Origin of the sequence: Streptomyces sp. NPDC087845, from assembly GCF_044742755.1 — a bacterium.
In the GTDB taxonomy this organism is placed as follows: domain Bacteria; phylum Actinomycetota; class Actinomycetes; order Streptomycetales; family Streptomycetaceae; genus Streptomyces.
Genome location: NZ_JBIUVC010000005.1, coordinates 354,811 through 378,133, shown reverse-complemented (window position 1 = coordinate 378,133; position 23,323 = coordinate 354,811). Strand labels below are relative to the sequence as shown.

At 71.8% G+C, this 23,323-nt stretch carries 18 protein-coding genes; 7 read left to right on the top strand and 11 right to left on the bottom strand.

All coding sequences use genetic code 11. From position 1 onward, the window contains the following. Nucleotides 1–60: 60 nt before the first annotated feature. Nucleotides 61–876, bottom strand: a complete 816-nt coding sequence (locus ACIOMQ_RS16190; protein WP_362206261.1) for a fumarylacetoacetate hydrolase family protein — start codon at nucleotides 874–876, stop codon at nucleotides 61–63. After that, nucleotides 873–2,348: a 2-hydroxymuconic semialdehyde dehydrogenase gene (locus ACIOMQ_RS16185; RefSeq protein WP_401267473.1), complete on the bottom strand. Its 1,476-nt coding sequence runs from the start codon at nucleotides 2,346–2,348 to the stop codon at nucleotides 873–875. The genes ACIOMQ_RS16190 and ACIOMQ_RS16185 overlap by 4 nt, the downstream gene beginning before the upstream one ends. Before the next feature lie 269 nt (nucleotides 2,349–2,617). Here ACIOMQ_RS16185 and ACIOMQ_RS16180 point away from each other — a divergent pair, with 269 nt between their 5' ends. Further along, a complete protein-coding gene (locus ACIOMQ_RS16180) occupies nucleotides 2,618–3,967 on the top strand; it encodes an MFS transporter (RefSeq protein ID WP_389800940.1) in 1,350 nt (449 codons plus the stop codon). Further along, nucleotides 3,964–5,232 (top strand): carboxylesterase family protein, encoded by a 1,269-nt coding sequence (locus ACIOMQ_RS16175; protein ID WP_402189237.1) that lies wholly within the window; start codon nucleotides 3,964–3,966, stop codon nucleotides 5,230–5,232. Before ACIOMQ_RS16180 ends, ACIOMQ_RS16175 begins: the two co-directional genes overlap by 4 nt. Nucleotides 5,233–5,360: 128 nt before the next feature. On the opposite strand, the gene ACIOMQ_RS16170 is transcribed toward ACIOMQ_RS16175, so the two are convergent. The 3 genes from ACIOMQ_RS16170 to ACIOMQ_RS16160 all read right to left on the bottom strand — a co-directional run bounded on the left by ACIOMQ_RS16170 (nucleotide 5,361) and on the right by ACIOMQ_RS16160 (nucleotide 7,994). Then, nucleotides 5,361–5,810, bottom strand: coding sequence for an ASCH domain-containing protein (locus tag ACIOMQ_RS16170; protein ID WP_362206257.1), 450 nt, complete (start codon nucleotides 5,808–5,810; stop codon nucleotides 5,361–5,363). Between the two features lie 265 nt (nucleotides 5,811–6,075). Then, a complete protein-coding gene (locus ACIOMQ_RS16165; protein WP_362206256.1) occupies nucleotides 6,076–7,473 on the bottom strand; it encodes a gluconate:H+ symporter in 1,398 nt (465 codons plus the stop codon). A gap of 11 nt (nucleotides 7,474–7,484) precedes the next feature. Next, nucleotides 7,485–7,994 carry a gluconokinase gene (locus ACIOMQ_RS16160; protein ID WP_362206255.1) on the bottom strand — a complete coding sequence of 170 codons (510 nt, stop codon included), beginning with the start codon at nucleotides 7,992–7,994 and terminating at the stop codon, nucleotides 7,485–7,487. Between the two features lie 144 nt (nucleotides 7,995–8,138). On the opposite strand from ACIOMQ_RS16160, the gene ACIOMQ_RS16155 reads away from it, so the two are divergent. After that, the gene (locus ACIOMQ_RS16155) at nucleotides 8,139–8,840 is read left to right on the top strand and encodes an FCD domain-containing protein (protein WP_362206254.1); all 702 of its coding nucleotides are present in this window, start codon (nucleotides 8,139–8,141) and stop codon (nucleotides 8,838–8,840) included. A gap of 53 nt (nucleotides 8,841–8,893) precedes the next feature. Here the strand turns inward: ACIOMQ_RS16155 and ACIOMQ_RS16150 are convergent, their stop codons facing one another. Further along, nucleotides 8,894–9,616 carry a TetR/AcrR family transcriptional regulator gene (locus tag ACIOMQ_RS16150; RefSeq protein ID WP_401987195.1) on the bottom strand — a complete coding sequence of 241 codons (723 nt, stop codon included), beginning with the start codon at nucleotides 9,614–9,616 and terminating at the stop codon, nucleotides 8,894–8,896. 99 nt (nucleotides 9,617–9,715) lie between these two features. Between ACIOMQ_RS16150 and ACIOMQ_RS16145 the strand changes: the two genes are divergently transcribed. Further along, nucleotides 9,716–11,239, top strand: coding sequence for an APC family permease (locus ACIOMQ_RS16145; RefSeq protein ID WP_401267464.1), 1,524 nt, complete (start codon nucleotides 9,716–9,718; stop codon nucleotides 11,237–11,239). Between the two features lie 35 nt (nucleotides 11,240–11,274). Further along, complete coding sequence (locus tag ACIOMQ_RS16140; RefSeq protein WP_402189235.1) at nucleotides 11,275–12,912, top strand: amidohydrolase; 1,638 nt, start codon at nucleotides 11,275–11,277, stop codon at nucleotides 12,910–12,912. Between the two features lie 90 nt (nucleotides 12,913–13,002). On the opposite strand, the gene phsA is transcribed toward ACIOMQ_RS16140, so the two are convergent. After that, on the bottom strand, nucleotides 13,003–14,931 hold the full coding sequence (gene phsA, locus ACIOMQ_RS16135; RefSeq protein WP_401267460.1) for an O-aminophenol oxidase PhsA: 1,929 nt from the start codon (nucleotides 14,929–14,931) through the stop codon (nucleotides 13,003–13,005). Between the two features lie 247 nt (nucleotides 14,932–15,178). On the opposite strand from phsA, the gene ACIOMQ_RS16130 reads away from it, so the two are divergent. Both ACIOMQ_RS16130 and ACIOMQ_RS16125 read left to right on the top strand, forming a co-directional pair. Beyond that, nucleotides 15,179–16,264 (top strand): S-(hydroxymethyl)mycothiol dehydrogenase, encoded by a 1,086-nt coding sequence (locus ACIOMQ_RS16130; RefSeq protein WP_362206250.1) that lies wholly within the window; start codon nucleotides 15,179–15,181, stop codon nucleotides 16,262–16,264. Continuing rightward, a complete protein-coding gene (locus ACIOMQ_RS16125) occupies nucleotides 16,264–16,893 on the top strand; it encodes an MBL fold metallo-hydrolase (RefSeq protein WP_401938807.1) in 630 nt (209 codons plus the stop codon). Before ACIOMQ_RS16130 ends, ACIOMQ_RS16125 begins: the two co-directional genes overlap by 1 nt. Nucleotides 16,894–16,906: 13 nt before the next feature. On the opposite strand, the gene ACIOMQ_RS16120 is transcribed toward ACIOMQ_RS16125, so the two are convergent. The 4 genes from ACIOMQ_RS16120 to ACIOMQ_RS16105 all read right to left on the bottom strand — a co-directional run bounded on the left by ACIOMQ_RS16120 (nucleotide 16,907) and on the right by ACIOMQ_RS16105 (nucleotide 23,260). Next, entirely contained in the window at nucleotides 16,907–17,842 is a 936-nt protein-coding gene (locus ACIOMQ_RS16120; protein WP_362206248.1) for a pseudouridine synthase, read from the bottom strand. A gap of 113 nt (nucleotides 17,843–17,955) precedes the next feature. Further along, nucleotides 17,956–19,206 (bottom strand): hypothetical protein, encoded by a 1,251-nt coding sequence (locus tag ACIOMQ_RS16115; RefSeq protein WP_402189232.1) that lies wholly within the window; start codon nucleotides 19,204–19,206, stop codon nucleotides 17,956–17,958. Then, nucleotides 19,203–20,270 (bottom strand): hypothetical protein, encoded by a 1,068-nt coding sequence (locus tag ACIOMQ_RS16110; protein WP_362206246.1) that lies wholly within the window; start codon nucleotides 20,268–20,270, stop codon nucleotides 19,203–19,205. The genes ACIOMQ_RS16115 and ACIOMQ_RS16110 overlap by 4 nt, the downstream gene beginning before the upstream one ends. Before the next feature lie 92 nt (nucleotides 20,271–20,362). Continuing rightward, nucleotides 20,363–23,260, bottom strand: a complete 2,898-nt coding sequence (locus tag ACIOMQ_RS16105; protein ID WP_402189230.1) for a glycoside hydrolase family 2 TIM barrel-domain containing protein — start codon at nucleotides 23,258–23,260, stop codon at nucleotides 20,363–20,365. Between the last annotated feature and the right edge of the window lie 63 nt (nucleotides 23,261–23,323).

The following is a 23,323-nucleotide window of genomic DNA, read 5'->3' as shown; positions in this document are numbered from 1 at the left end:
TGACGGCCACCGGAACGGTGCCGGAAGCATGGCCGGCCGCTGTGCCGCCTGCGTGGGAATTCACTTGGTCTCCTCCTCGATGACTGCCTCGACCTCGCCGAGCCCGTCCAGCGCCAGCCGGTACCGGCCGGGGCCCTCGATCGGCACCATCGGGCCGAGCGCCCCGGACATGACCACGTCCCCGGCCCGCAACGGCTGCTCCCGCGCGGCCAGTTCGCGCGCCAGCCAGGCCACGGCCACGACCGGCGAGCCGAGGCAGGCGTGACCGGCGCCGAAGGAGACCGGCTCGCCGTCCCGTTGGAGCACCATGCCGACGCGGGAGAGGTCGAGCCCGCTCAGCGGATACGGAGTGGTGCCGAGCACGACCGCGCCGCTGGAGGCGTTGTCGGCGACGGTGTCGGTGATGGCCAGGTCCCAGCCGCTGATCCGCGAATCGACGATCTCGATGGCGGGCAGTACGAACTCGGTGGCCCGCAGCACATCGGCGACGCCCGCGCCGGGCCGGTCGATGTCCCGGCCGAGGACGAAGGCGATCTCGCCCTCCGCACGCGGCTGGAGGAACCGGCGCAGCGGCAGCGGCTCGGCGTGCGCGTACATCATGTCGTCGAAGAGCACCCCGAAGTCCGGCCGGAACACGTCGAACTGCTGCTGCACGGCAGGGGCGGTGAGGCCGATCTTGGCGCCCACCACCCGGGCTCCGGCCGCGCTTCTGGCGGCGGCGAGACGCCGTTGGACCTCGTAGGCGGCATCGATGTCGTCGCGGCCCAGGAACTCCCGGACGGGAGCGCACGGAGTGCCGGTGGCGGCAGCGGCCGTCAGGCGTGCCACGGCCGCGTCGATCCGCGGGCAGAGGCCGGGGTTGTCGTGATCGGTCACAGCTGTACGCACACATTCGTCGGCTCGGTGTAGAAGTGCAGGGAGGACGCGCCTCCCTCGCGGCCGATGCCGGAGAGCCCGACACCGCCGAACGGGGAGCGCAGATCGCGCAGGAACCAGGTGTTGACCCAGGCCATCCCGACGTTCATCGCCTGGGCCACCCGGTGACCGCGGCGCAGGTCGTTGGTCCACACCGAGGCCGCGAGGCCGTACTCGGTGTCGTTGGCCAGGGCGATCGCCTCCGCTTCGGTGTCGAAGGGGATCAGGGCGGCCACCGGGCCGAAGATCTCCTCGCGCACCGCGCGGTCCGCGTTGGTCAGCCCCGTCCACAGCGTCGGCTCGATCCAGGATCCGCCGGCCAGTCCGGGGCCGAGCTGCGGTATGCCACCGCCGGTGAGCACCTTCGCCCCGGCCTGCTCGGCCAGCTCGAAGTAGCCCAGCACCTTGTCGCGGTGGGTCTGGGAGATCAGCGGTCCGGTGGTGGTCCGCTCGTCCGCCGGCCGGCCGAGCCGCAGCCCCCGGGCGCGCTCGGCGAGCCCTTCGGCGATGTCGGCGAAGACCGAACGCTGTACGTAGACCCGCTCGGTGCACAGGCAGACCTGACCGGTGTTGGTGAAGACCGACTTGGTCAGCCCGGTCAGCGCCTCGTCCACGTCGACGTCGTCGAAGACGACGGCGGCGTTCTTCCCGCCGAGTTCGAACGACACCGGGCGGACCCGGGGCGCGACGGTCTTCATGACGTGCGAGCCGGTCGCGGACGAACCCGTGAAGGTCACGCCGTCGATCCCCGGGTGGGAGGTCACGTACTCACCCGCGGAGCCGCCGCCGAAGCCGTGGACGACGTTGTAGACGCCGGCGGGGAGCCCGACCTCGGCGAGCACCTCGGCCAGCAGCGTGGCGGTGGCGGGGGTCTCCTCGCTGGGCTTGACGACCAGGGCGTTGCCGCACGCCAGGGCCGGGGCGACCTTCCAGGTCAGCAGCAGGAGGGGCAGGTTCCACGGGACGACCACCGCGACGACGCCGAGCGGCTTGCGCACCGCGTAGTTGAGCGCCTGGCGACCCCCCGCGAGGTCGGTGAGGAAGGACTCCTGTCCGGCGGCGGCCACCACGTCCGCGAAGGTGCGGAAGTTCGCCAGAGCACGGGCGACATCGAGCTCCCGGGCCTGGGTGACCGGCTTCCCGGTGTCCGCGATCTCCGCGGCGACGAACTCCTCGAAGCGCTCCTCGATCCGGTCCGCGGCACGCCGCAGCAGCGCCGCGCGCTCCCGTACCGGGGTCGCCGCCCAGCCGTCGTGCAGGGCCCGCCGGGCCGCTGCCACGGCGCGGTCCACCAGCTCTCTGTCCGCCTCGTGCACCCGGGCGAACACCTGGCCGGTGGCGGGGTCGGTCTTGTCGAAGCTGCGGTTCTCGTCGGGCTCCACGAACTGCCCGGCCACGAAGTTGCGGATCCACCGCCCTGTCTCTGCCGTCATGCGTCCCACTGTGATCGGCACAGCCATGCCGGACAAATGCGATTCTTGTGCGGAGACATAACTGAACTGGCATACCCAGGCGCCTGGACATCGCGGAGATCAGGGTCTCCGCTATACCCGAACGGGTATGACTGGTCCCCGATTCGGCATTTGTGTGTCATGTCTCAGGGCATCAGGATCCACGGTTAACGACGGGTGAAGCCCGGCCGTCGTAGCGGCTGTCCGGAGCGCACCGCCCACAGCCCGCCATCCAAGTGATAGGTCACCCCGTGAACACTTCACCTCAGGAAGCACGCTCGGGCGGAGCCCGAGCCGCTGCCGGCAGAACCGCCCTCGCCACGCTCGCAGGCACCACGCTGGAGTGGTACGACTTCTTTCTCTACGGCACGGCCGCGGCACTCGTCTTCAACGAGCAGTTCTTCCCCTCGCTCAGCCCGGCCGCGGGTACCCTCGCCGCGTTCAGCACCTTCGCCGTCGGGTTCATCGCCCGTCCGCTCGGCGGCCTGGTCTTCGGCCACTACGGAGACCGCATCGGCCGCAAGGCGACGCTGGTGGTCTCCCTCGTCCTGATGGGGATCGGCTCCACCCTCATCGGCGCCATTCCGAGTTACGACTCCATCGGATTCTGGGCACCCGTCCTCCTGGTCGCCCTGCGCATCATCCAGGGCATCGGACTCGGCGGCGAGGGCGCCGGAGCCACCCTGATGTCGATGGAGCACGCGCCGCCGGGCAAGAAGAACCTGTACGCGGGCTTCCCGCAGATGGGTACACCCGGCGGCCTGGTCCTGGCCAACGTCGTCTTCCTCACCACCAACGCGGCTCTGGGCGACCACGCGTTCACCTCGTGGGGCTGGCGCATCCCGTTCCTGCTCAGCTTCGTACTGGTCGCCGTGGGGCTGGTGATCCGGCTGCGGGTGACCGAGTCGCCGTCCTTCGACCGCGTCCGCGCCCAGGACGAAGTGGTCAGGTTCCCGCTGGCCGAGTCCCTCAAGGTCGGCTTCCCCAGGCTCGCGCTGACCCTGCTCGCCGTCGTGGCGAATTCGGCCGTCGCCTATGTGTTCATGGTCTTCACGCTGTCCTACGGCTCCCAGCACCTCGGCTACGACAAGCAGTTCCTCATCGTGAGCGTCACCGTCGCGGCGGCCCTGTGGTTCGCGACGATTCCGGTGTGGACGAAGATCGCCGACCGGCACGGCCGACGCACCATGTTCATCGCCGGATCCGCCGCCATCCTTCTCTGGTGCGTCGCCTTCTTCCCGCTGCTCAACACCGGCAACTCCGCCCTCGCGGTCGTCGCGCTGCTCGGCATGGGACTCATCATCCCGGTCACCCACTGCGTGCAGGGCAGCATCATCGTCGACACCTTCCCCGTCAACGTCCGCTACTCGGGCTCCTCGGTGATCCTGCAGGGCGGCGCCATCCTCGGCGGTGGTCTGGCACCCATGATCTCCACGGCGCTGCTCAACTCCGGCGGGTCGTCGACCGGGGTGACGTGGTACCTCGTCGGGATCTGCGGCGTCAGCCTGGCCGGCGCCGTCGCCCTGTTCCGCCTGGTGCCCGAGGGCGCGCCCGAGCCGGTTCCGGCGCCGATGGAATCGCTCTCCGGAGGCACCGCGTGACCGGCCCCGCCGTGGTCCGGTCCGGCCCGATCCGCTACGCCGAGGCCGAACGCTTCGCGCGGCCCCGCCCGGTGCGCGGTCAGGACACCCGCCCGTCGAGCGGGGAGATCTGTCCGCAACTGCCGTCCAGGCTCGACGCCGTGATGGGACCGCCGCTCGACCGGCACCCGCAGGGCGAGGACTGCCTGAACCTGACGGTCACCACACCCGCCCGCGACACCGCGGCGCGCCCGGTGCTGGTCTGGTTCCACGGCGGTGGATTCAGCAGCGGCGCGGGCCTCCTGGACTGGTACGACGGAGGCGCACTCGCCGCCGAGGGCGATGTCGTCGTCGTGGCCGTCAACTACCGCCTGGGCGCGCTCGGATACCTCTGCCTCGACGGTGTCGCCGAGGGCAACCTCGGCCTGTACGACCAGCTCGAAGCGCTTCGCTGGGTGAACACGCACATCGCCGGGTACGGAGGTGACCCGGCCGATGTGACCGTCTTCGGGCAGTCCGCAGGCGCGCTCTCCATCCGGCTGCTGATGGGACTGCCCGAAGCCCGCGGGCTGTTCCACCGCGCGATCCTGCAGAGCGCACCGCTGGCGATCGCGACCCGGTCGCGGGCCGACGCGGCCGTGCTCGGCCGGATCTTCGCCGAACGGCTCGCGGTCCACGCCCCCGGCGACAACCCGCGGACCGCCGCCCCGGAGGCCCTGCTCGCGGCCCAACGGGACACCGCGCTCGCCCACCGGGAACGCTCCGGCTCCATCCTGGAACCGCCGTTCGGACCGGTCGCGACGGCCGATGACGCCCTCGACGCGCACGTACGGGGGATGGATGTCATGTACGGCTGGAACGCGGACGACATGTCCGCCTTCCCTGGCGAGACGGGAGAGACGGGCGAGAAGAGCGAGCTGGGTGAGACGGGTGAGACGGGTGAGAACGGCGACCCGGCCGGTCCGACCCGGCGGATCTACGCCGAACCGCTCGACGCCCTGGGCCGACGGCTGGTACGGGCCGGCGCCCGGGTCCACGCCTACCGGCTGGACTGGCGCCCGGCAGCATCGGACTTCGGCGCCACGCACTGCGTGGAACTGCCGCTGCTCCTGGGCTCCCGTGCCGCCTGGCGACGCTCCCCGATGCTGGGGCACACCCCTTGGGACGAGGTGGACGGCCTGGGCAGGGCGATGCGCGCCACCTGGACCGGCTTCGCCCGCACCGGCCGTCCCGGCACCGTCGCCCCGCCCCTGACCTGCCGCGAGATTCCCTCCCCGCGGCCGTAGGCACCGGCCGTCTCCGGCCGTCCGGCCCGCGGCCGGAGACCACCGGTCGTCCGCCCCGGCCGTCTTCCCCGCGACCCTGGGCCCCCGGCCGTCCGCCCCCCGCCGTAGGCCCCGGCCGTCCGCCCCGCCTACCGCTCCGTCGCGCCCACGACGGGATCCAGCAGCTCGACGACCCGGAACCGCTCGGCGACGACCATGGTGTCGTCGTCTACCGTGAACTCCGGGTCGCCGAGTGCTTCCCGCATCTCCTTGCTGTGCCAGAACTTCTCGTGTCCCGCACGCCACTCGGCCACCGATGTGTCCCCCTCGCCCTCGTCGATCGCGTGCTGGAGATCGACGTCGCCGAGGCGCAGTACCCGTACCTCCGTCACCTCCAGTACCGCGATCTCCCGGCCGTCCGAGTCGATCAGCGCGGACCGCTCGCCCACCGGAGGCAGCTCCTCGTTCTCCGCCTCGTACTCCGCGAGCAGCCCGGTCGTCGATACCTTGGCACCGGCGAGCACCGCCGCCACCAGGCGATCGCGCAGCGGGCCGGGGAAGGTGAGCAGGAAGGGCTTGAGAGGTTCACGGTTCGCCATGGCGCCAAGTCTGACATGTGCCGCGGACCCGGAACCGGGTCCGGCACCCGCCCGCCGCCGCGTCCGGCAGGCGCGGGGGCGGCGTCAACTGTTCGGTGACCGGCCGGGGTTGCCGGCGGGGGCGGGCGGGCAGGGCGTCCGCCGCACAGCGCGACGGCGCCCGCCGGCCCGGAGGCATGCCGTGGCATGCGCGGGTCGGCGGGCGCCGTCGGGCACGGTCCCGGCTCGCGCCGAGGGGGGAGGACCGTGCGTGGGGAGCCGCTCGCTAGAGGATCAGCGACAGCAGCAGGATGAAGGCCAGCGAGACCACGGAGATGATGGTCTCCATCACCGACCAGGTCTTGATCGTCTGACCGACGTTCATTCCGAAGTACTCCTTCACCAGCCAGAACCCGGCGTCATTGACATGGCTGAAGAAGAGCGAGCCCGCGCCGACGGCGAGGACCAGCAGGGCGGCGTGGGACGTCGACATGTCGGCGGCCAGCGGGGCGACCAGGCCGGCCGCCGAGATGGTGGCCACGGTCGCCGAGCCGGTCGCGAGCCGGATCGCGACGGCGATCAGCCAGCCCAGCAGCAGCGCCGGGATCGACCAGTCCTTGGAGAAGTCCAGGATCATCTGGCCCACACCGGCGTCGATGAGGGTCTGCTTGAAACCGCCGCCCGCACCCACGATCAGCAGCACACCCGCGATCGGGGCAAGGGACTTCTCCACGGTGGTGGAGAGCCGGCCCTTGGAGAAACCGGCCGCCCGGCCCAGCGTGAACATGCCGACTATGACGGCCGCGAGGAGCGCGATCAGCGGCGAGCCGATCACATCGGTGACCTTCTGAACGCTCTGCTCCGGGTCGTCCACGACGATGTCGACCAGGGCCTTGACCAGCATGAGCACGACGGGCAGCAGAATCGTCGCCAGGGTGGCGCCGAAGCCGGGACGGCGTTCCAGCTCCTCCGAGGGGCGCTGCGGGATCATCTTCTCCGGAGCCTTGATGTCCACCCAGCGGGCGGCGTAGCGGGAGAAGACCGGCCCGGCGATGATCACGGTCGGGATCGCGACCAGCACCCCCAGCCCGAGCGTGACGCCGAGGTTGGCACCGAGGGCGTCGATCGCCACCAGCGGGCCGGGGTGCGGCGGAATCAGCCCGTGCATCACGGAGAGACCGGCCAGTGCCGGGACACCGATCCGCATCAGGGAGTAGTTGCCGCGCTTGGCGACGAGCAGCACCACCGGGATCAGCAGCACGATCCCGACCTCGAAGAAGAGCGGCAGGCCGATGATCGAGGCGATCAGGACCATCGCCCACGGCATGGCCCGGCCGCTCGCCTTCGCCAGGATGGTGTCGACGATCTGGTCCGCGCCGCCGGAGTCGGCGAGCAGCTTGCCGAGAATGGCGCCGAGCGCGATGAGGACACCGACCCCCGCGACGGTCGAGCCGAGGCCCGCGGTGAAACTGGCGATGGTCTTGGCCGGCGCGGCACCGGCGAACGAGCCCAGCGCCAGCGAGCCGATGGTCAGCGCGAGGAACGCGTGCATCTTGAACTTGGTGATGAGCAGAACGATGACGGCGATGCCCGCCAGTACGGCGATGCCCAACTGCGCGTTGCCTGCCGAAGTGATCGGTTCGGCGGCGTCCGCTGCCAGCATCTCGACGCTGAGACTGGTCACGGTGGTGATCCTTAGATGTCGAGCCGGCGCAACGCGGCGACGGCTCGCTGGGTGATTTCTTCAGGGGTGCCGGACACATCGACCGAGACGCCGGCCTCGTCCTCCTGCAGCGGCTGCAGGGTGGCGAACTGCGAGTCGAGCAGGGCGGTGGGCATGAAATGGCCCTTGCGCTCCGCCATGCGCTGCTCGATCAGGCTCCGGTCGCCGGTCAGGTGGAGGAAGACCGCGCCGGGGGCCTCGGCCCGCAGCCGGTCCCGGTAGACGCGCTTGAGAGCAGAGCTGCTCACCACCCCGCCGAGCCCCGCCCGGCCGTGCGCCCACTGGCCGATCGCATCGAGCCAGGGCCACCGGTCGGAGTCGTCCAGCGGGACGCCGGCCGACATCTTGGCGATGTTCGCCGCGGGATGGAAGTCATCGCCCTCGGCGTACGGAACGCCGAGGGCGGCGGCGAGCAGGGGGCCGATCGTGGTCTTGCCGGTCCCTGCGACGCCCATCACCACGACGACGTGGGGGGTGCTCATTGGTGGTGCCTCGCTGTCTACTTCGATGTCTTCCTCGACATCGGTCCGTCGCGCTACTGAAACCCATACGTACGACTTATTCAAGATGCTGTGACATAAACGTCGTACTTTTTGTTCCCCGGGGCTGCCCCGTAGGCTGTGCTCATGACCACACAGGGCCCCGGGCTGCATACACATGTGCTGGACACCCTGGGTCTGGAGATCGCCGCGGGGGAGCACCGGCCCGGACACGTGCTGCGCACCGACGAGCTGGCCCAGCGCTTCGACGTCTCGCGCACGGTCGTACGCGAAGTGGTCCGCGTCCTCGAATCCATGCACCTGGTCGAGTCCCGCCGCAGGGTCGGCGTGACCGTGCGGCCGACCGAGGCGTGGAATGTCTACGATCCGCAGGTCATCCGGTGGCGGCTGGCCGGTGCCGACCGCCCGCGCCAGCTGCGCTCCCTGACCGTGCTGCGCTCGGCGATCGAGCCGGTCGCGGCCGGTCTGGCCGCCCGCAACGCCACCCCGGAGCAGTGCGCGGCCCTCACCGAGTGCGCGCTCGGCATGGTCGCCACCTCGCGCGGCCAGCAGCTGGAGGGCTATCTGGAGCACGACATCGCGTTCCACCGGATCGTGCTCAACGCCTCCGGCAACGAGATGTTCGCCCGGCTCGGCGATGTGGTCGCCGAGGTCCTGGCCGGCCGCACCCACCACCAGGTCATGTTCGAGGACCCGGACCCGGCCGCGGTCACCCTCCACGTGCGGCTCGCCGAAGCGGTGCGCGAGGGCGACGCGGTGGCGGCGGAACGGCTGACGAAGGAGATCGCGGTGGGCGCCCTGCACGAGCTGGACGTGCTCGCGCCCTGAGGCCCGCACCCCGGCGCCGCCGGGCGTACGTGACCACGCCCGGAGGTCCGTCGCTACGGCATCGGCGCGCGGAGGTGCTGGAGCCGCGCCGCGGCCGCGGCCAGCATCATCTCCAGAGCCGCCGGGTACCCGCTGCGGTCCATCTCCGCGACCAGTATTTCCGCGGTCGCCGCGATGTTCGGATGGGTCTCGGCGGGAAGCCGGGCGTACGTCTGAGGCCAGGTCCGCACCTCCTGCGCGCGGGCGTGCTCCGACAGCACCAGCGTGGACGCGTCCAGCGCCGCGAAGGACAGCGTCTGGTCGACGAAGACGTGGTAGATCCGCACCGCCTCGGCGTCCGGGAAGCCCGCGCCGCGCAACACCCCGAGGATCGCCTCCACCGACCGGATCTCATGCGTGCGGCCGGTCACCCGCGTACAGGCCAGCGTCGCCGCCTGAGGGTGTGCCAGATAGTCCGCGTGCATCCGCAGGCCGAGGGCGCGCAGATCGGCCCGCCAGTCACCCGTCGGCCGCCAGGTGCGCAGCGTACGGCCGATCAACTCGTCGGCCACCGCGAGCAGCAGCTCGTCCGTGTCCCGGAAGTACCGGTAGAGCGCGCTCGGATCGCAGCCGAGGGCCGCGCCGAGCCGGCGCACGGTGAGCGCCGCCGCCCCGTGCTCACCGATCAGCCGCAGCGCCGTCTCCACGATCAGCTGCTCGGTCAGCACCGTGCCCCGCTTGGTGGGGCGCCTGCGCTGCCGCGCGCCCTCCGGCACCACCCGCTCGCTCGCGCTCATGGCCGCACCTTATGACAACGGCGTTGACGTGTGAACCCGTCGGAGAGTTCGATGTGCCGCCATCGGGGCCGAAGAGCGCCCCTCGGCGAAGGAGAGCCCGTGACGGCCCCACGTACCCCCTACGGCAGTGATCCACCGGCGCCCGCGGCCCTGACGAAGAGCCTCGGCGTCATCGACGGATTCGCCATCGCGGCCTCGTCCACCGCCGCCACCAGCAGCATCGGAATCGGGCTCGGCGTCACCGCCGGCGCGGTCGGTCTGCATCTGCCGATCATCATGCTGCTCGGGTTCCTGCCCATCCTGGGCATCGCGGGCGCCTACTCCCGGCTCAACCGGGTCGAACCGAACATGGGCAGCGGCTATGTCTGGGTGGGCCGCTCCCTCAGCCCCTGGCTCGGCTTCCTCGTCGGCTGGATCGGCATCGTCTCCACGATCGTCTTCCTCTCCTACACCACGACCGTCACCGGCTCCGCCCTGCTCCAACTCGTGGACCAGACGGGCCTGCACACACTCGCCGGGCTCCGGCTCGACGCGGACTCCACCGCCCAGTCGACCGCGCTCGGCATCGTCGTCCTGATCGCCGTCACCTTCACGGCGATCACCGGCCTCCGGTCCGCCGCCACTCTGCAGAAGTACCTCCTGGTCTTCGAGTACGCCGTCCTGCTCGGCTTCTGCGGCTACGGGCTGTTCGTGGGTCCGCACCCCTTCAGCCTCGACTGGATCAACCCCTTCACCATCCCGTCCGGGCAGCAGCTCGCCCAGGGGCTGCTGCTCTCGGTCTTCTGCTACTGGGGGTTCGAATCCACGTTCAGCGTCACCGAGGAGATCCGCGACCCCGAGGACGCCTCCCGCGCCGGTCTCATCACCCTGTTCACCATGCTCGGTCTCTTCCTGCTCGGCTCCTTCGCCTTCCAACGCGTGCTCTCTCTCGATGAGTTGACCGGCCACGGCGCCCAGGGGCTCACCTACCTCGGCGACCGGCTCGCGGACCAGCCGCTCGCCGCACTCCCGCTGATCGCCCTCACCCTTTCCGCCGTCGCCTCCCTCCAGTCCGGCGTGATCCCCACCGTGCGCGGCATGTTCGCGATGGGCCGCGACCGCACGCTCGGCCCGTTCTGGACCAGGGTCAGCCCGCGCTACGGGACACCGGCGGCCGGAACCGTCGCGGTCGGCTGTGTCGCCGCCGCCATCGCCGTCGTCTCCCTCGTCATCCCGAAGGTCGGCGACCTCATCCTGGCCTCCGTCAACGCGATCGGTGTCGTCGTCGCGATCTACTACGCGCTCACCGCGCTGGCCGCCGCCGCCCGCTTCCGCGGCACACTGCGCGAGAGCCCGTCCGAGGCCCTGCGCGCCGTGGTGCTCCCCGTGGTGAGCGCCGTCGTCCTGCTGGGCCTCGGCGGCTATCTCTGCTGGACCTTCTACACCTCCGCCGACCACTTCGAGGTCAACCCCGACAACGGCTGGTTCATGCTCTTCTGTCCGGCCGTCATGCTGCTGTCCGGAGTCGGGGCGGCGGCCTGGGCCAAGTGGGCGAGGAAGTCCCCTTACTTCGTCACGGGGATCTCCACCGCCCCGGACCTCACCGACGGAGCCGTACGCGAGACCGCGCCCGACCCGGCCTGACCGCACACCGCACCCTCAAGGAAACGGAACCACCCATGCACCGCACCCCCGCCGATCTCGTCCTCACCGGCGGCCCCGTCCTCACGATGGACGCGGCCCGCAGCCGCGCCACCACCGTCGCCGTCACCGACGGCCGCATCACCGCGGTCGGCCACGACGAGGTACGCGAACTGACCGGGCCGAGGACCGAGGTCGTCGACCTCGCGGGCCGGCTCCTCCTCCCCGGCTTCCAGGACGCCCACGTCCACCCGGTCACCGCCGGCCTGGAACTCGCCCAGTGCGACCTCACCGGCACCCACACCGCGACGGAGACCGTCGCCGCCGTCCGCGCCTACGCCGACACGCACCCCGACCAGGAGTGGATCACGGGCGGCGGCTGGTCCATGGACGCCTTCGAGGGCGGCGCCCCCACCAGGGACCGGCTCGACACCGTCGTCCCCGACCGCCCCGTCTACCTGGTCAACCGCGACCACCACGGCGCCTGGGTCAACACCCGTGCCCTGACGCTCGCCGGCATCACCCGGGACACCCCCGACCCGGCCGACGGCCGCATCGAACGCGACGACCGGGGCGAGCCCACCGGCCTCCTCCAGGAGGGCGCCATGGACCTGGTCGCCCGTCACACCCCGCGCTCCACCCGGGCCGACCGGCTGGCCGCCCTGCTCCGCGCCCAACGGCTGCTGCACGCCCACGGGATCACCGCCTGGCAGGACGCCATCGTCGGCGGCTTCGGCTCCATGGACGACCCGGCCGACGCCTATCTGAGCGCCGCCCGGGACGGCTCGCTGACCGCGCGGGTCGTCGGCGCCCTGTGGTGGGACCGCGAGCGCGGCGCCGAGCAGATCCCCGAACTCGTCGCCAGGCGAAAGGAGTTGAACGTCGGACGCTTCCGGGCCGGTTCGGTGAAGATCATGCAGGACGGCGTCGCCGAAACCGGCACCGCCGCCCTGCTCGCCCCCTACCTCGACGGCTGCGGCTGCGCCACCGCCAACCGCGGCACCAGCTTCGTCGACCCCGTCGAGCTGCGCCGTCACGTCACCGAACTGGACGCCCTCGGCTTTCAGCCCCACTTCCACGCGCTCGGCGACCGGGCGGTGCGCGAGGCGCTCGACGCCGTCGAGGCCGCCCGCGCCGCCAACGGCCGCACCGACACCCGGCCCCACCTCGCCCACCTCCAGATCGTCCACCCCGACGACATCCCCCGGTTCCGCGAGCTCGGTGCCACGGCCAACATCCAGCCGCTCTGGGCCGCCCACGAACCGCAGATGGACGAGCTGACCATTCCCTTCCTCGGCGACGAACGCGCCGCACTGCAGTACCCGTTCGGCGCGCTGCTGCGCTCCGGCGCGACCGTCGCGGCGGGCAGCGACTGGCCGGTCAGCAGCGCCGATCCGCTGCACGGCATCCACACCGCGGTCAACCGCATCACCCCGGGGGGCGCGGGGCCGGCCTTCCTCCCGGAGCAGCGGATCTCCCTGACCGCCGCCATCGCCGCGTACACGGCGGGCTCCGCCTACGTCAACCATCTGGACGACACCGGAAGCATCCGCCCCGGGGCCCTCGCCGACCTGGTGGTCCTGGACCGCGATCCGTACGCGGGTCAGCCGGAGGAGATCGGCGGGACCCGCGTCCTCCAGACGTACGTGGAGGGCAGGCGGGTCCACGAGGCGTGAGGGACACGAGGCGGCCTCCGCGGAACGATCCCGCCGAGGCCGCCGACTGAGCCGATGAACCGGGCCGGCCGGCGGCCGGCCCGGTCCGGGTCAGCCGCTGTGCCCGTGGTGGCCGCCGTGCCCGGCGCCGTGGTCGAACTTCATCGCCTCGGCGGGCATCACGACGAACGGCCGCATCATGCCCATGTCCTCGTGCTCCAGCAGGTGGCAGTGGTACATGAACCGCCCGTACGCCCCGTCGAACTTCCCGAGCACCTTCACCAACTGCCCCTGCGGCACCCGGAAGACGTCCTTCCAGCCCTGCTCGTTCGGCGCCGCCGGGATCTTGGTGCCGTGGTCGAACGCCACGGGGGAGCGGGTGCCGCCGGCCGCCGGATCGAAGCCGTCGAGCGTGTACGCCTCCCGGCCCATCACCTGGAAGTCCGTCAGATGGATGTGCATCGGATGGGTCGGGCCGCCCAGATTGAGGAACGACCACTGCTCGTACGTGCCCTCGCCGACCGTGAAGCCGAGCCCGTCGTTGAAGGTCCGGGCGATCCTGCGGTACGTGCGCACCGTGCCGTCCTCGCCCCGCACCTGGATGACACCGTCCGTCGGCACCTGGACACCGGTGGCGTCCTCGACCTCCGCCATCTCCCAGATCTCCGGGTGACCGCCGCCTCCGACGGTGCCCGGCTTCGTCAGCACGACGAGCCGGTGCCCGTGGTCCACCCGGCCGTGCTCGTACCGCCGGAAGGAACCGGACAGCACCTCGGGCAGTTCGAAGGCGTCCCGCCGCCCCGTCTCCCGGACCCGGAACTCCATCACCTGCGGGAACGGCACGTTCGCCGCCGGATCGGGCGTCCCGGGGGCGAGCCCGCCCCGGTTGACCAGGCGGACCCGGCGGCCGGCCAGCGCCGAGAAGTCGATCAGCAGATCCATCCGCTCGGCCGGGGCGATCGTCAGCTGGGGCAGCGCCTCGTCGAAGTCGACCGGCACCGGGCGCGGCAGCAGCCCGCCGTCGCTGCCGATCTGCCGGATCACGCCCGGGACCGGGTTGTTCCCGTCGTCGACCAGCACCAGATCGTAGATCCGGGCGTTGGAGGCATTGACGAGCCGGAAGCGGTACCACGCGTCGTCCACGTCGAGGTGCGGCCAGATGCGGCCGTTGACCGTCGTGTACGGGCCGAGGAACGGGATGGACACCGGCTTCCCGGTCTCCGGGTCCGCCTCGGCGACCACCGTCGTCTTGTGCAGCAGCCGCCCGTTGAGCCGGCCGTCCTCGTCGGTGTCCAGGTTGCGGTCGGCGAGGATCAGCGGCAGCTCCCGGTCGCCGGACGGCAGACCGAGCGCGTCCTCCTCGTCGTCCCTGATCAGATAGGTGCCCACGAGCCCCGCGTACACATTCCACCGGGTGATGTTCATGGCGTGGTCGTGGTACCACCACTGGGCGGCCTGGTGGTCGTTCGGATACTCCGACAACTGCGCGTCGCCGAAGCCGACGGCGTTGTCCGCCCAGCCGTCGTTCCCGCCGCCGGTCTGCGCACCGTGCAGATGGGTCACCGTCCAGGCGGGCAGCGCGGCGACGTCCGGGTTCGGTTCGACGCCGTCGCGTCCGGGCCGGTTGTGCGGGGCCGGTTCGCCCTGCTTCACCGGACCGACCTCCACGGCGGTGACCGGGTACTCGCTCCCCCTGGGGACGCGGTTGGTCCAGGCGATCCTGATCCGCTCCCCGCGCCGCACCTCGATGGTCGGCCCGGGGACCGTGCCGTTGTACCCCCACATCAGGGTCGGCGGCAGCTGCGCGTGCAGCCGCACCCAGGTGGGCGACACGGCGATCTCGGTCTCGCGGAGCACCTCACCGCTCTGCGGGCGCAGCACCGGCGGGACGGGCAGCGCGTCGGTGTACGGCACGAGTCCGCCGACCGGCGCCCCGAGCGCCGCCTCTGCGGGAACCGGCCCCGGTCCGCCGGTCCGCTCGCTGATCTTCTCCGTGATCTCGGCAATCTCGATCAAGGTACTTCCCCCGTGATCCGTCATTCCTCTGCCGGTGGACCATGGAACCCCTGCCCCCGCAGGTATCGGCTCCGTGGTCCCTCTGCATCAAAGGACCCGCCGGGGCCCGGTGGAGTTCAGCGGTCCGTACCATCTGACCGAAACCGGTACATCCCACTGGGTGGGCGGCAGTCGTTTCCCGCCAACGCGGCGCGCCGCCGTGACACCCTCGCGGGGCGTACGGTTGTTCGCGTTCGATCTTCACACATGACGGAAACAGGGAGACCACGGTATGTCGCAGCAGGTGCAAGGGGTCATCGCACCGGGGAAGAACGAGCCGGTACGGGTCGAGACGATCGTCATCCCGGACCCGGGCCCCGGCGAGGCCGTGGTGAAGATCCAGGCGTGCGGTGTCTGCCACACCGATCTGCACTACAAGCAGGGCGGCATCAACGACGAGTTCCCGTTCCTGCTCGGCCATGAGGCCGCGGGCGTGGTGGAGTCCGTGGGCGAGGGCGTCACGGACGTCGCACCCGGCGACTTCGTCGTCCTCAACTGGCGCGCCGTGTGCGGGCAGTGCCGCGCGTGTCTGCGAGGACGCCCCTGGTACTGCTTCAACACCCACAACGCGAAGCAGCGGATGACGCTGCTGGACGGCACGGAGCTGTCGCCGGCGCTCGGCATCGGCGCGTTCGCCGAGAAGACCCTGGTCGCCGCCGGCCAGTGCACCAAGGTCGACCCCGAGGTCTCCCCGGCCGTCGCGGGGCTGCTCGGCTGCGGTGTGATGGCGGGCATCGGTGCCGCCATCAACACCGGGCAGGTCGGCCGCGGCGACTCGGTCGCCGTGATCGGCTGCGGCGGCGTCGGTGACGCGGCGATCGCGGGCGCCCGGCTGGCCGGCGCGGCGAAGATCATCGCCGTGGACATCGACGACCGCAAGCTGGAGACGGCGAAGACGATGGGCGCCACGCACACCGTCAACTCCCGCTCCACCGACCCGGTCGAGGCGATCCGCGCCCTGACCGGCGGCAACGGGGCGGACGTCGTCATCGACGCGGTCGGCCGCCCGGAGACGTACGAGCAGGCCTTCTACGCCCGCGACCTCGCGGGCACCGTGGTCCTGGTCGGCGTCCCCACCCCGGAGATGCGACTGGAGCTCCCGCTCCTCGACGTCTTCGGCCGCGGCGGCTCGCTCAAGTCCTCCTGGTACGGCGACTGCCTGCCCTCGCGCGACTTCCCGATGCTCATCGACCTGCACCAGCAGGGCCGGATCGACCTCGGCGCGTTCGTCACCGAGACCATCGGACTCGGCGACGTCGAGCAGGCGTTCGCCCGGATGCACGACGGCGACGTGCTGCGCTCGGTGGTGATCCTCTGATGGCCGCCCGCATCGACCACCTCGTCACGTCCGGCACCTTCGCCCTCGACGGCGGGGAGTGGGACGTCGACAACAACGTCTGGATCGTGGGCGACGACACCGAGGCGATCGTCATCGACGCCGCCCATGACGCCGCCGCCATCGAGGCCGCGCTGAACGGCCGCACGCTGCGCGCCATCGTCTGCACACACGCGCACAACGACCACATCGACGCGGCCCCGGCCCTCGCCGCCGCCACCGGTGCGCCGATCCTGCTGCACCCCGACGACCTGCCGCTGTGGAAGCAGACCCACCCGGACCGTGCCCCGGACGGCGAACTGGCCGACGGCCAGGAACTGGAGATCGCCGGGACGACGCTCCAGGTCCTGCACACCCCCGGCCACGCCCCCGGCGCCGTCTGCCTCTACGTCCCGGGGCTGGCCACCGTCTTCACCGGCGACACGCTCTTCCAGGGCGGCCCCGGCGCCACCGGGCGGTCCTTCTCCCACTTCCCGACGATCGTCGCGTCGATCAGGGACCGGCTGCTCACCCTGGCGCCGGAGACCACGGTCCGCACCGGGCACGGCGACTCCACGACCATCGGCGCGGAGGCCCCGCATCTGGACGAATGGATCGCCCGCGGTCACTGAGGACCGCCGCTGCTCACCGGTCCGGCCACGCGGACAGCCGCAGCCCGCTCTCGAAGCGGCGCGGTTCGCCCGTGACCGGATCGGTGAACTCCAGCACCCGGGCCAGGAGCTGGAGCGGGTGCGACCAGTCGTCGACGGCACCCTCCGCCCGGACCACCGGGTAGACCGGATCGTGGACGAGCGGCAACCCCAGGCTGTTCATGTGGACCCGCAGCTGATGGGTGCGCCCGGTGGCAGGCAGCAGCCGGTAGCGGCCGAGCCCCTCCCGGTGCTCCAGGAGCTCGATCCGGCTCTCGCTGTTCGGCTCGCCCGGCTCCTCGCGGGCGGCGATGACCCCGCGCTCCTTCACGATGCGGCTGCGGACGGTCCGCGGAAGGGCGAGGCCCGGGGCGTACGGTGCCACCGCCTCGTACTCCTTGCGCACCAACCGGTCCCGGAACAGCGTCTGGTACGCGCCCCGCTCCTCGGGCCGTACGACGAAGAGGACGAGACCCGCGGTCAGCCGGTCCAGCCGGTGCGCGGGCTGCAGTCCGGGCAGGTCCAGCGTGCGGCGCAGCCGGGCCACGGCCGTCTCGGTGACGTGCCGGCCGCGCGGCGTCGTCGCGAGGAAGTGCGGCTTGTCGGCGACGACGAGATGCTCGTCGCGGTGGACGACACCGACCGGGAACGGCACCGGTTCCTCCGGCGCGAAATCCCGGTGGAACCAGAGGTACCGGCCCGCGGTGTACGGCTCGTCGGCGCAGACCGGGCCCCGCACGGAGACGAACCGCCCCCCGGCCAGCATGGCGTCCACCCGCGCCGCCCCGATCGCACCGGCGAACCGCGCCAGCAGATGGTCGCGGACCGTCGTCCACCGGCCGTCCGGATCCTCGGGGAGCCGCAGCCGGACCGGATCGATCCCGTCCCGCTGCGGCAGCGGCGCCGGCGGGGGCTTCGCGCGCCCCCTCACCGGGGTGCGCCGACCGGTACAGCGGTGCGCATGTGCGGCTCCTCGTGTCTTCTGCCGGGGTGTCCGCACAGTATCGCCCGTTCCGCCCGCCCACCGGGGCCCTGCCCCCGCACTCAGTCGTCCGGCAGCGTCACCTTCTCCGGGCCGCACCCGATGCGCTCGGCCTCGGCGGCGACATAGCCCGGCAGCAGCTCACGCGTGAGGTCGAAGCCCACGCCCGACGGCTGATCCAGCTGCTCCACCATGAAGATCACGGGCCCGGTCTGGCAGCTCGCCCGGTAGACGGCCCGGGATCCGTCGAGCCTGCCGATCCCCTTGGAGCCCTTGACGGGCAGACCGGCCTTGCGCGTGTTCCCGGAGAAGATCTCGGCCAGCGCCGGGTCCGTCACCGTGGTCGTCCGTACGACGGGGGAGTACGAGTCACCCGCCTCGCAGACCCGGGCGGGCCCGCCCTCGCCGCCGACGCGCGTCCGCCCCAGAGCCTTGCGGTACGCCGCGGGGACGGTCAGGCCCTCGACGCCGCAGAACGCCCCGGATTCCGTGTCCTGCCGTTCCACGAGGGCGGGCAGGGCGCGGGGTATCCGATAGGTGCCGGAACAGCCGAATTCACGGATGACGCCATTGGCCGCCTCCACCACCGCGCGGGTCAGCGCGGCGCGATCCGTCCGGTCGTACTCCGACCCGGTGTCGAGTCCCGCCTGTCCCATGCCGATGTCCACCACGGTGGGACCGGTGAACTGGTCCCGGCCGGTGCAGCTCTGCGGGAGTGCCAGCCAGGCGCGCGAAGGCGAGGTCATCCCCGGCAGCCCGTCGCCGAGCGACACCGTTCCGGCGGCGAGGAACTCCCGCGGCCACTCGTGCGCGTCGGTGCCCCGCAGACCGTCCAGCTGGTGCACCCGCAGGGTCACCTGGCGGCGCGGACTGCCGTCCTTGTAACTGGTGATGCGGCACTGACCGTAGGACGGTTCCAGGTCGCGCGGACTGGCGTGCAGGGACTGCTCCTCGACTTCGGTCCTGCGGTCGCCGAAGAGGTCCGACATGGTCGTGCCGCCGATCGAGTCCCAGCAGGGGGCGGGGCCGAGCAGCGGAAGCGTGTCCGTCCGCCAGGCCACCGCACCGGCGCCGAGAAGGGCACCGGCCAGACCGGCGGCGGTGACGGCGCGAGCGGTGCGGCTGCGGAACAGGCGACGCGGAACGGAGACGCTCGCGGGGGCGGACCGCTGTTCCGCCGACGGACCCGGCCGAGGCGGCTGCTCCTGCACCGGTGTCTGTTCCGGGGCCCGCTCGTCCTCCTGCCGCGGAACCGGGGCCTGCTCGCCGTCCACTGCCGCCGGCCTGCTCTCTTCGCCCTCCTCGCCGTTCACGCGGCCCCACCGGCCCCGCACCCGATGCGCTTGCTCACCGACTCGGTGAAGCGCGTGAACACCTTCCGGTCGTCGGGCCGCCCCGCACCCTTCAGCCCGGACTGGACGTTCCCGTAGAACACCGTCTGCCGCCCGTGGCACTCGGCGCGCACGAGCCCCTCGCCGACGCCCTCTGGAAGGCCCTTGAACAGCGCGGCCAGCCGCGGCTCGCCCGCCATCACGTACTGTGCCGCCGGCTCGTCGGGCATCCGCAGCGCGCGCCACACCACCGAACACGTCTGGAGCCGCTCGCCGACCACCCCCACCTGCTCCCGGTACCGGGAGCCCCGGCCGAATTCGAGGGTCACCCCGGGTATCCGGCACAGCGGGCTCCGGGCGGCCTCGTCGCCCTCGGCGACCGTCACGAAGGGCGACGTCGCCCGCAGGGGCTCGTCCGGCGCGCAACCGGCCTTGCGCATAACGGTGTTGGCGGCATCCAGCAGCATCCGGGCGACATCGGACCGGCTGCCGATCGTGAACGGCATGTTCACCCTGCCCAGATGGCCGTCGCCGGAACTCCCGCTCCGGATCGTCACCGCGGACGGCCTGCCGTCCACGTCGCAGGCGTCGGGCAGGACCAGCATGGCGCGGTCCCCGGCGACCAGCCCGTGGAGCCCGTCGGGCAGCGGGGAGGCCGACCCGTGGAAGTACCGCGCGATCCAGGCACGGTGCTCCTCGACCCCGGTGGGAAGCGGACCGTACTCGACCGTCACCTGCTCCTTGAACGTGAGCGGCTCGTCCGAGTCGTCGTCCGGGACCGTCGAGGTCACCGCGACCGTGCACCTGGCGTGATGGCGATCGGCCGAGGGCGGTGCGGACTCGGTGGCGTGCCGCTCGGAGCCGGACTTGGCGACACCGCCCTCACCGAGGAAGGCCGCACCGCTGTTCTGCTCCCACGCCCCCCAGCAGTAGCTGTCCCGGAACGGCCAACTGTCCGTCGCCCACAGCCCGATGCCGGACACGAGCACCGCCCCGGCGACCGCCCCGGCGAGGAGCGCGCCCCGCCGTCTGCGACTGCCGCCCATCACTTCCCCCTTGCGAAGTACGAAGATCGCGCAAAGGCCCGATGCTACGTCGTCCGCTTCGCGGGGCGGATCCGGGTGCAGGCCGCCGCGGTTCAGGCCGGCGCCGAGAACACGAACGAGAATTCCGCGTCCTTCGCGTCGAGCCGGTACTCCGGCAGCACCCCCGGTCCGCACGACTGCGAACCGATGCCCTGCACCGCGTGGTCCAGATTGACCCAGACGGTCTCCCCGGCCCGCAACTCCGGTACGTGCTCCGCCGCATCGAGCTGCTCGCTCGTCCACCGCCGCGCGGTGAACCAGAACGGTTCGCCGCCCTCGGCCCGTACCCCCGCGCCGCTGCCGTCCGTCAGTTCCGCCCACCGGACGCCGGCCCGTGCGCCGTTCTCCTGCGGCCGGACGTACGGAGTCTGCATCGCGTCCACGGACATCCGCCACCACCCGAGCGCCGACGCGGCCCGGGTGTCCGGATACGCCTCACCGGGTCCGCCGCCGAACCAACACGCCCCGCCGTACGCGGCGGGCAGTCCGAACCGGATGCCCAGCCGGGGCAGCGGCACCCGCCACTCGCCCTCCGGCACCACGGAAACGGTCAGCCCCAGCCGCGCCCCGTCGGCCGTCCACCGGTACGCGGTACGCAGTCCCGGGCCGACTCCGGCGGGCGCCACCCGGGTCCGTACGACCAACGCGTCCGCGCCCACCTCGACCGCGTCGATCCGGTGCCGCATCCGGTGCAGCCCCGACTCCCGCCACCGCAGCCCGTACCGCTCGTCCGGCTGCCACGGCGCGCCGTTGTCGTTGTCGGTCGGCGCACGCCACACATCCAGCCGCAGCCCCTCCACCGGCACCGCCCCCAGCCTCACCAGCGCCCCGGTGGCCGCGTCGAAGACCCCGGCCCCGAGGGTGATCACCCGGCCGTTGCGCTCCGGCCGCTCGCCCGCCGCGGCGGCGGGGGCGACGGCCGCACCCGCCTCCGCCTGACCCCACGCCACCACATGGCCGCGCTCACCCCAGGCGGTGGGCCGGGCCAGCACCGCCCGCACGGTCCACACCCCCTCCCCGCGCAGCTCCAGCCCCACCTCGGCCGACGCACCGGGCGCGAGCTCCGGCACATCGAGCGTCCCCGATCCGGCGGGTACGCCGTCCACCTCGTACGACCACTCGAAGTCCAGGTGCTCCAGCCCCGCGAAGTCGTACCCGTTGGAGATCCTGACCACGCCCGGACCGGCGGCGGACCCGGCCACCGGCTCGATCCGTACGGGCTCGACGACCTTCTTGTACTCGATCAGCCCGGGGGAGGGAGTGCGGTCGGGGAAGAGCAGCCCGTCGCAGACGAAGTTGGAGTCGTGCAGTTCCTCGCCGAAGTCCCCGCCGTAGGCGAAACCGTGCTCCGGATGGGCGAGCCCGTGATCGATCCACTCCCAGACGAAGCCGCCCTGGCAGCGCTCGTACCGCTCGAACAGCCGCTGGTACTCCCCGAGTCCGCCCGGACCGTTGCCCATCGCGTGGCCGTACTCGCACATGACGAACGGCATCGCGCGCCGCCGCGCGTCCGACTCCGCGTCACCCCACGGCGGTTCGGCCCGCCTGCCGATCGACTCGACCTCGGCGTGGTCCGGGTACATCCGTGAATACAGGTCGACGTCCCGGCAGGACGGATCGCCCTCGTAGTGCACCAGCCGCTCCGGATCCCGGCCCCGGATCCACCGGGCCATCGCGGTCAGCCCGCGCCCCGACCCGCACTCGTTGCCGAGCGACCAGATGATCACCGACGCGTGGTTCTTGTCGCGCTCCACCATCCGCGCGGCCCGGTCGAGCAGCGCCGGTGTCCACCGCTCGTCGTCCACCGGATTGTCGCGCCTCTCCAGGTCGACAAAGCCATGAGTCTCCAGATCGCATTCGTCGACTACCCAGAGCCCCAGCTCGTCGCAGAGATCGAGGAAGGCCGGATGCGGGGGATAGTGGCTGGTCCGTACGGCGTTGATGTTGTGCTGCTTCATCAGCACCAGATCGCGCCGCATGGTCGCCGCGTCCACGGTCCGGCCGGTCTCCGGATGGAACTCGTGCCGGTTCACGCCGCGGAAGAGCACCCGCCGCCCGTTGACCCTGATGACGCCGTCCTCGACGGCGACGGTACGGAACCCCACCCGCAACGGAATCCGTTCCCCGGCCGTCCACAGCTCCCCGTCGTACAGCCGGGGCGTCTCGGCCGTCCACGGCTCGACCGCCACGGTCACGGTCCCGCCCGTCGCGGCATCGACGCCCAGTTCGGGCAGGACGACCCGCCCCTCGGCCCCGTCGCACTCCACCCGCAGCGTCCCCGACCCGTCGCGATGGTCGTACCCGGCATGCACGAAGAAGTCCCGGGGCGCGCCCGGCGGCCGCTCCAGCAGCGTCACGTCCCGGAAGATCCCGGGCAGCCACCACTGGTCCTGATCCTCCAGATAGCTCCCCGACGACCACTGGTGCACCCGTACCGCCAGCACATTGCCCTCGGCCCGCAACAGCCCGCCCACCGCGAACTCGTGCGGCAGCCGCGACCCCTTGAAGTCGCCCAGCTCCCGGCCGTTGAGCCAGACCCGGGCGCAGGACTCCACCCCGTCGAAACGGAGCACGACCTCGCTGTCCCCGGCCCACCCGGCGGGCCGGTCGAAGATCCGCAGATGGTCCCCGGTCGGATTCTCGGTCGGCACCCGCGGCGGATCGACGGGGAAGGGGTACGCCACATTCGTGTACGCGGGTGCCCCACCGGCCCCCTGCAGCACCCAGTGCCCGGGAACCGCGACCGTTCCCCAGCCCGAAGCGTCGAATCCGGGCCGCGCGAACGACTCGTCCTGCGCGGCGGCGCCCGGTGACAGCCGGAAGTGCCACTCCCCGTTCAACGACAGCCGCCCGGCATCCGACCCCGCGTACCAGGCTCGCGGCTCCAGCCCACCCGATCCGGGAACCATGTCCTCGTACCAGGGCAGGACGGGCGTGTGTGTGCGGTTCATGGGACTCCTCGCTCGGCAATGCCCTCCGTGCCGCCGGACGTTAGCGAGTATTGAACCGATTCA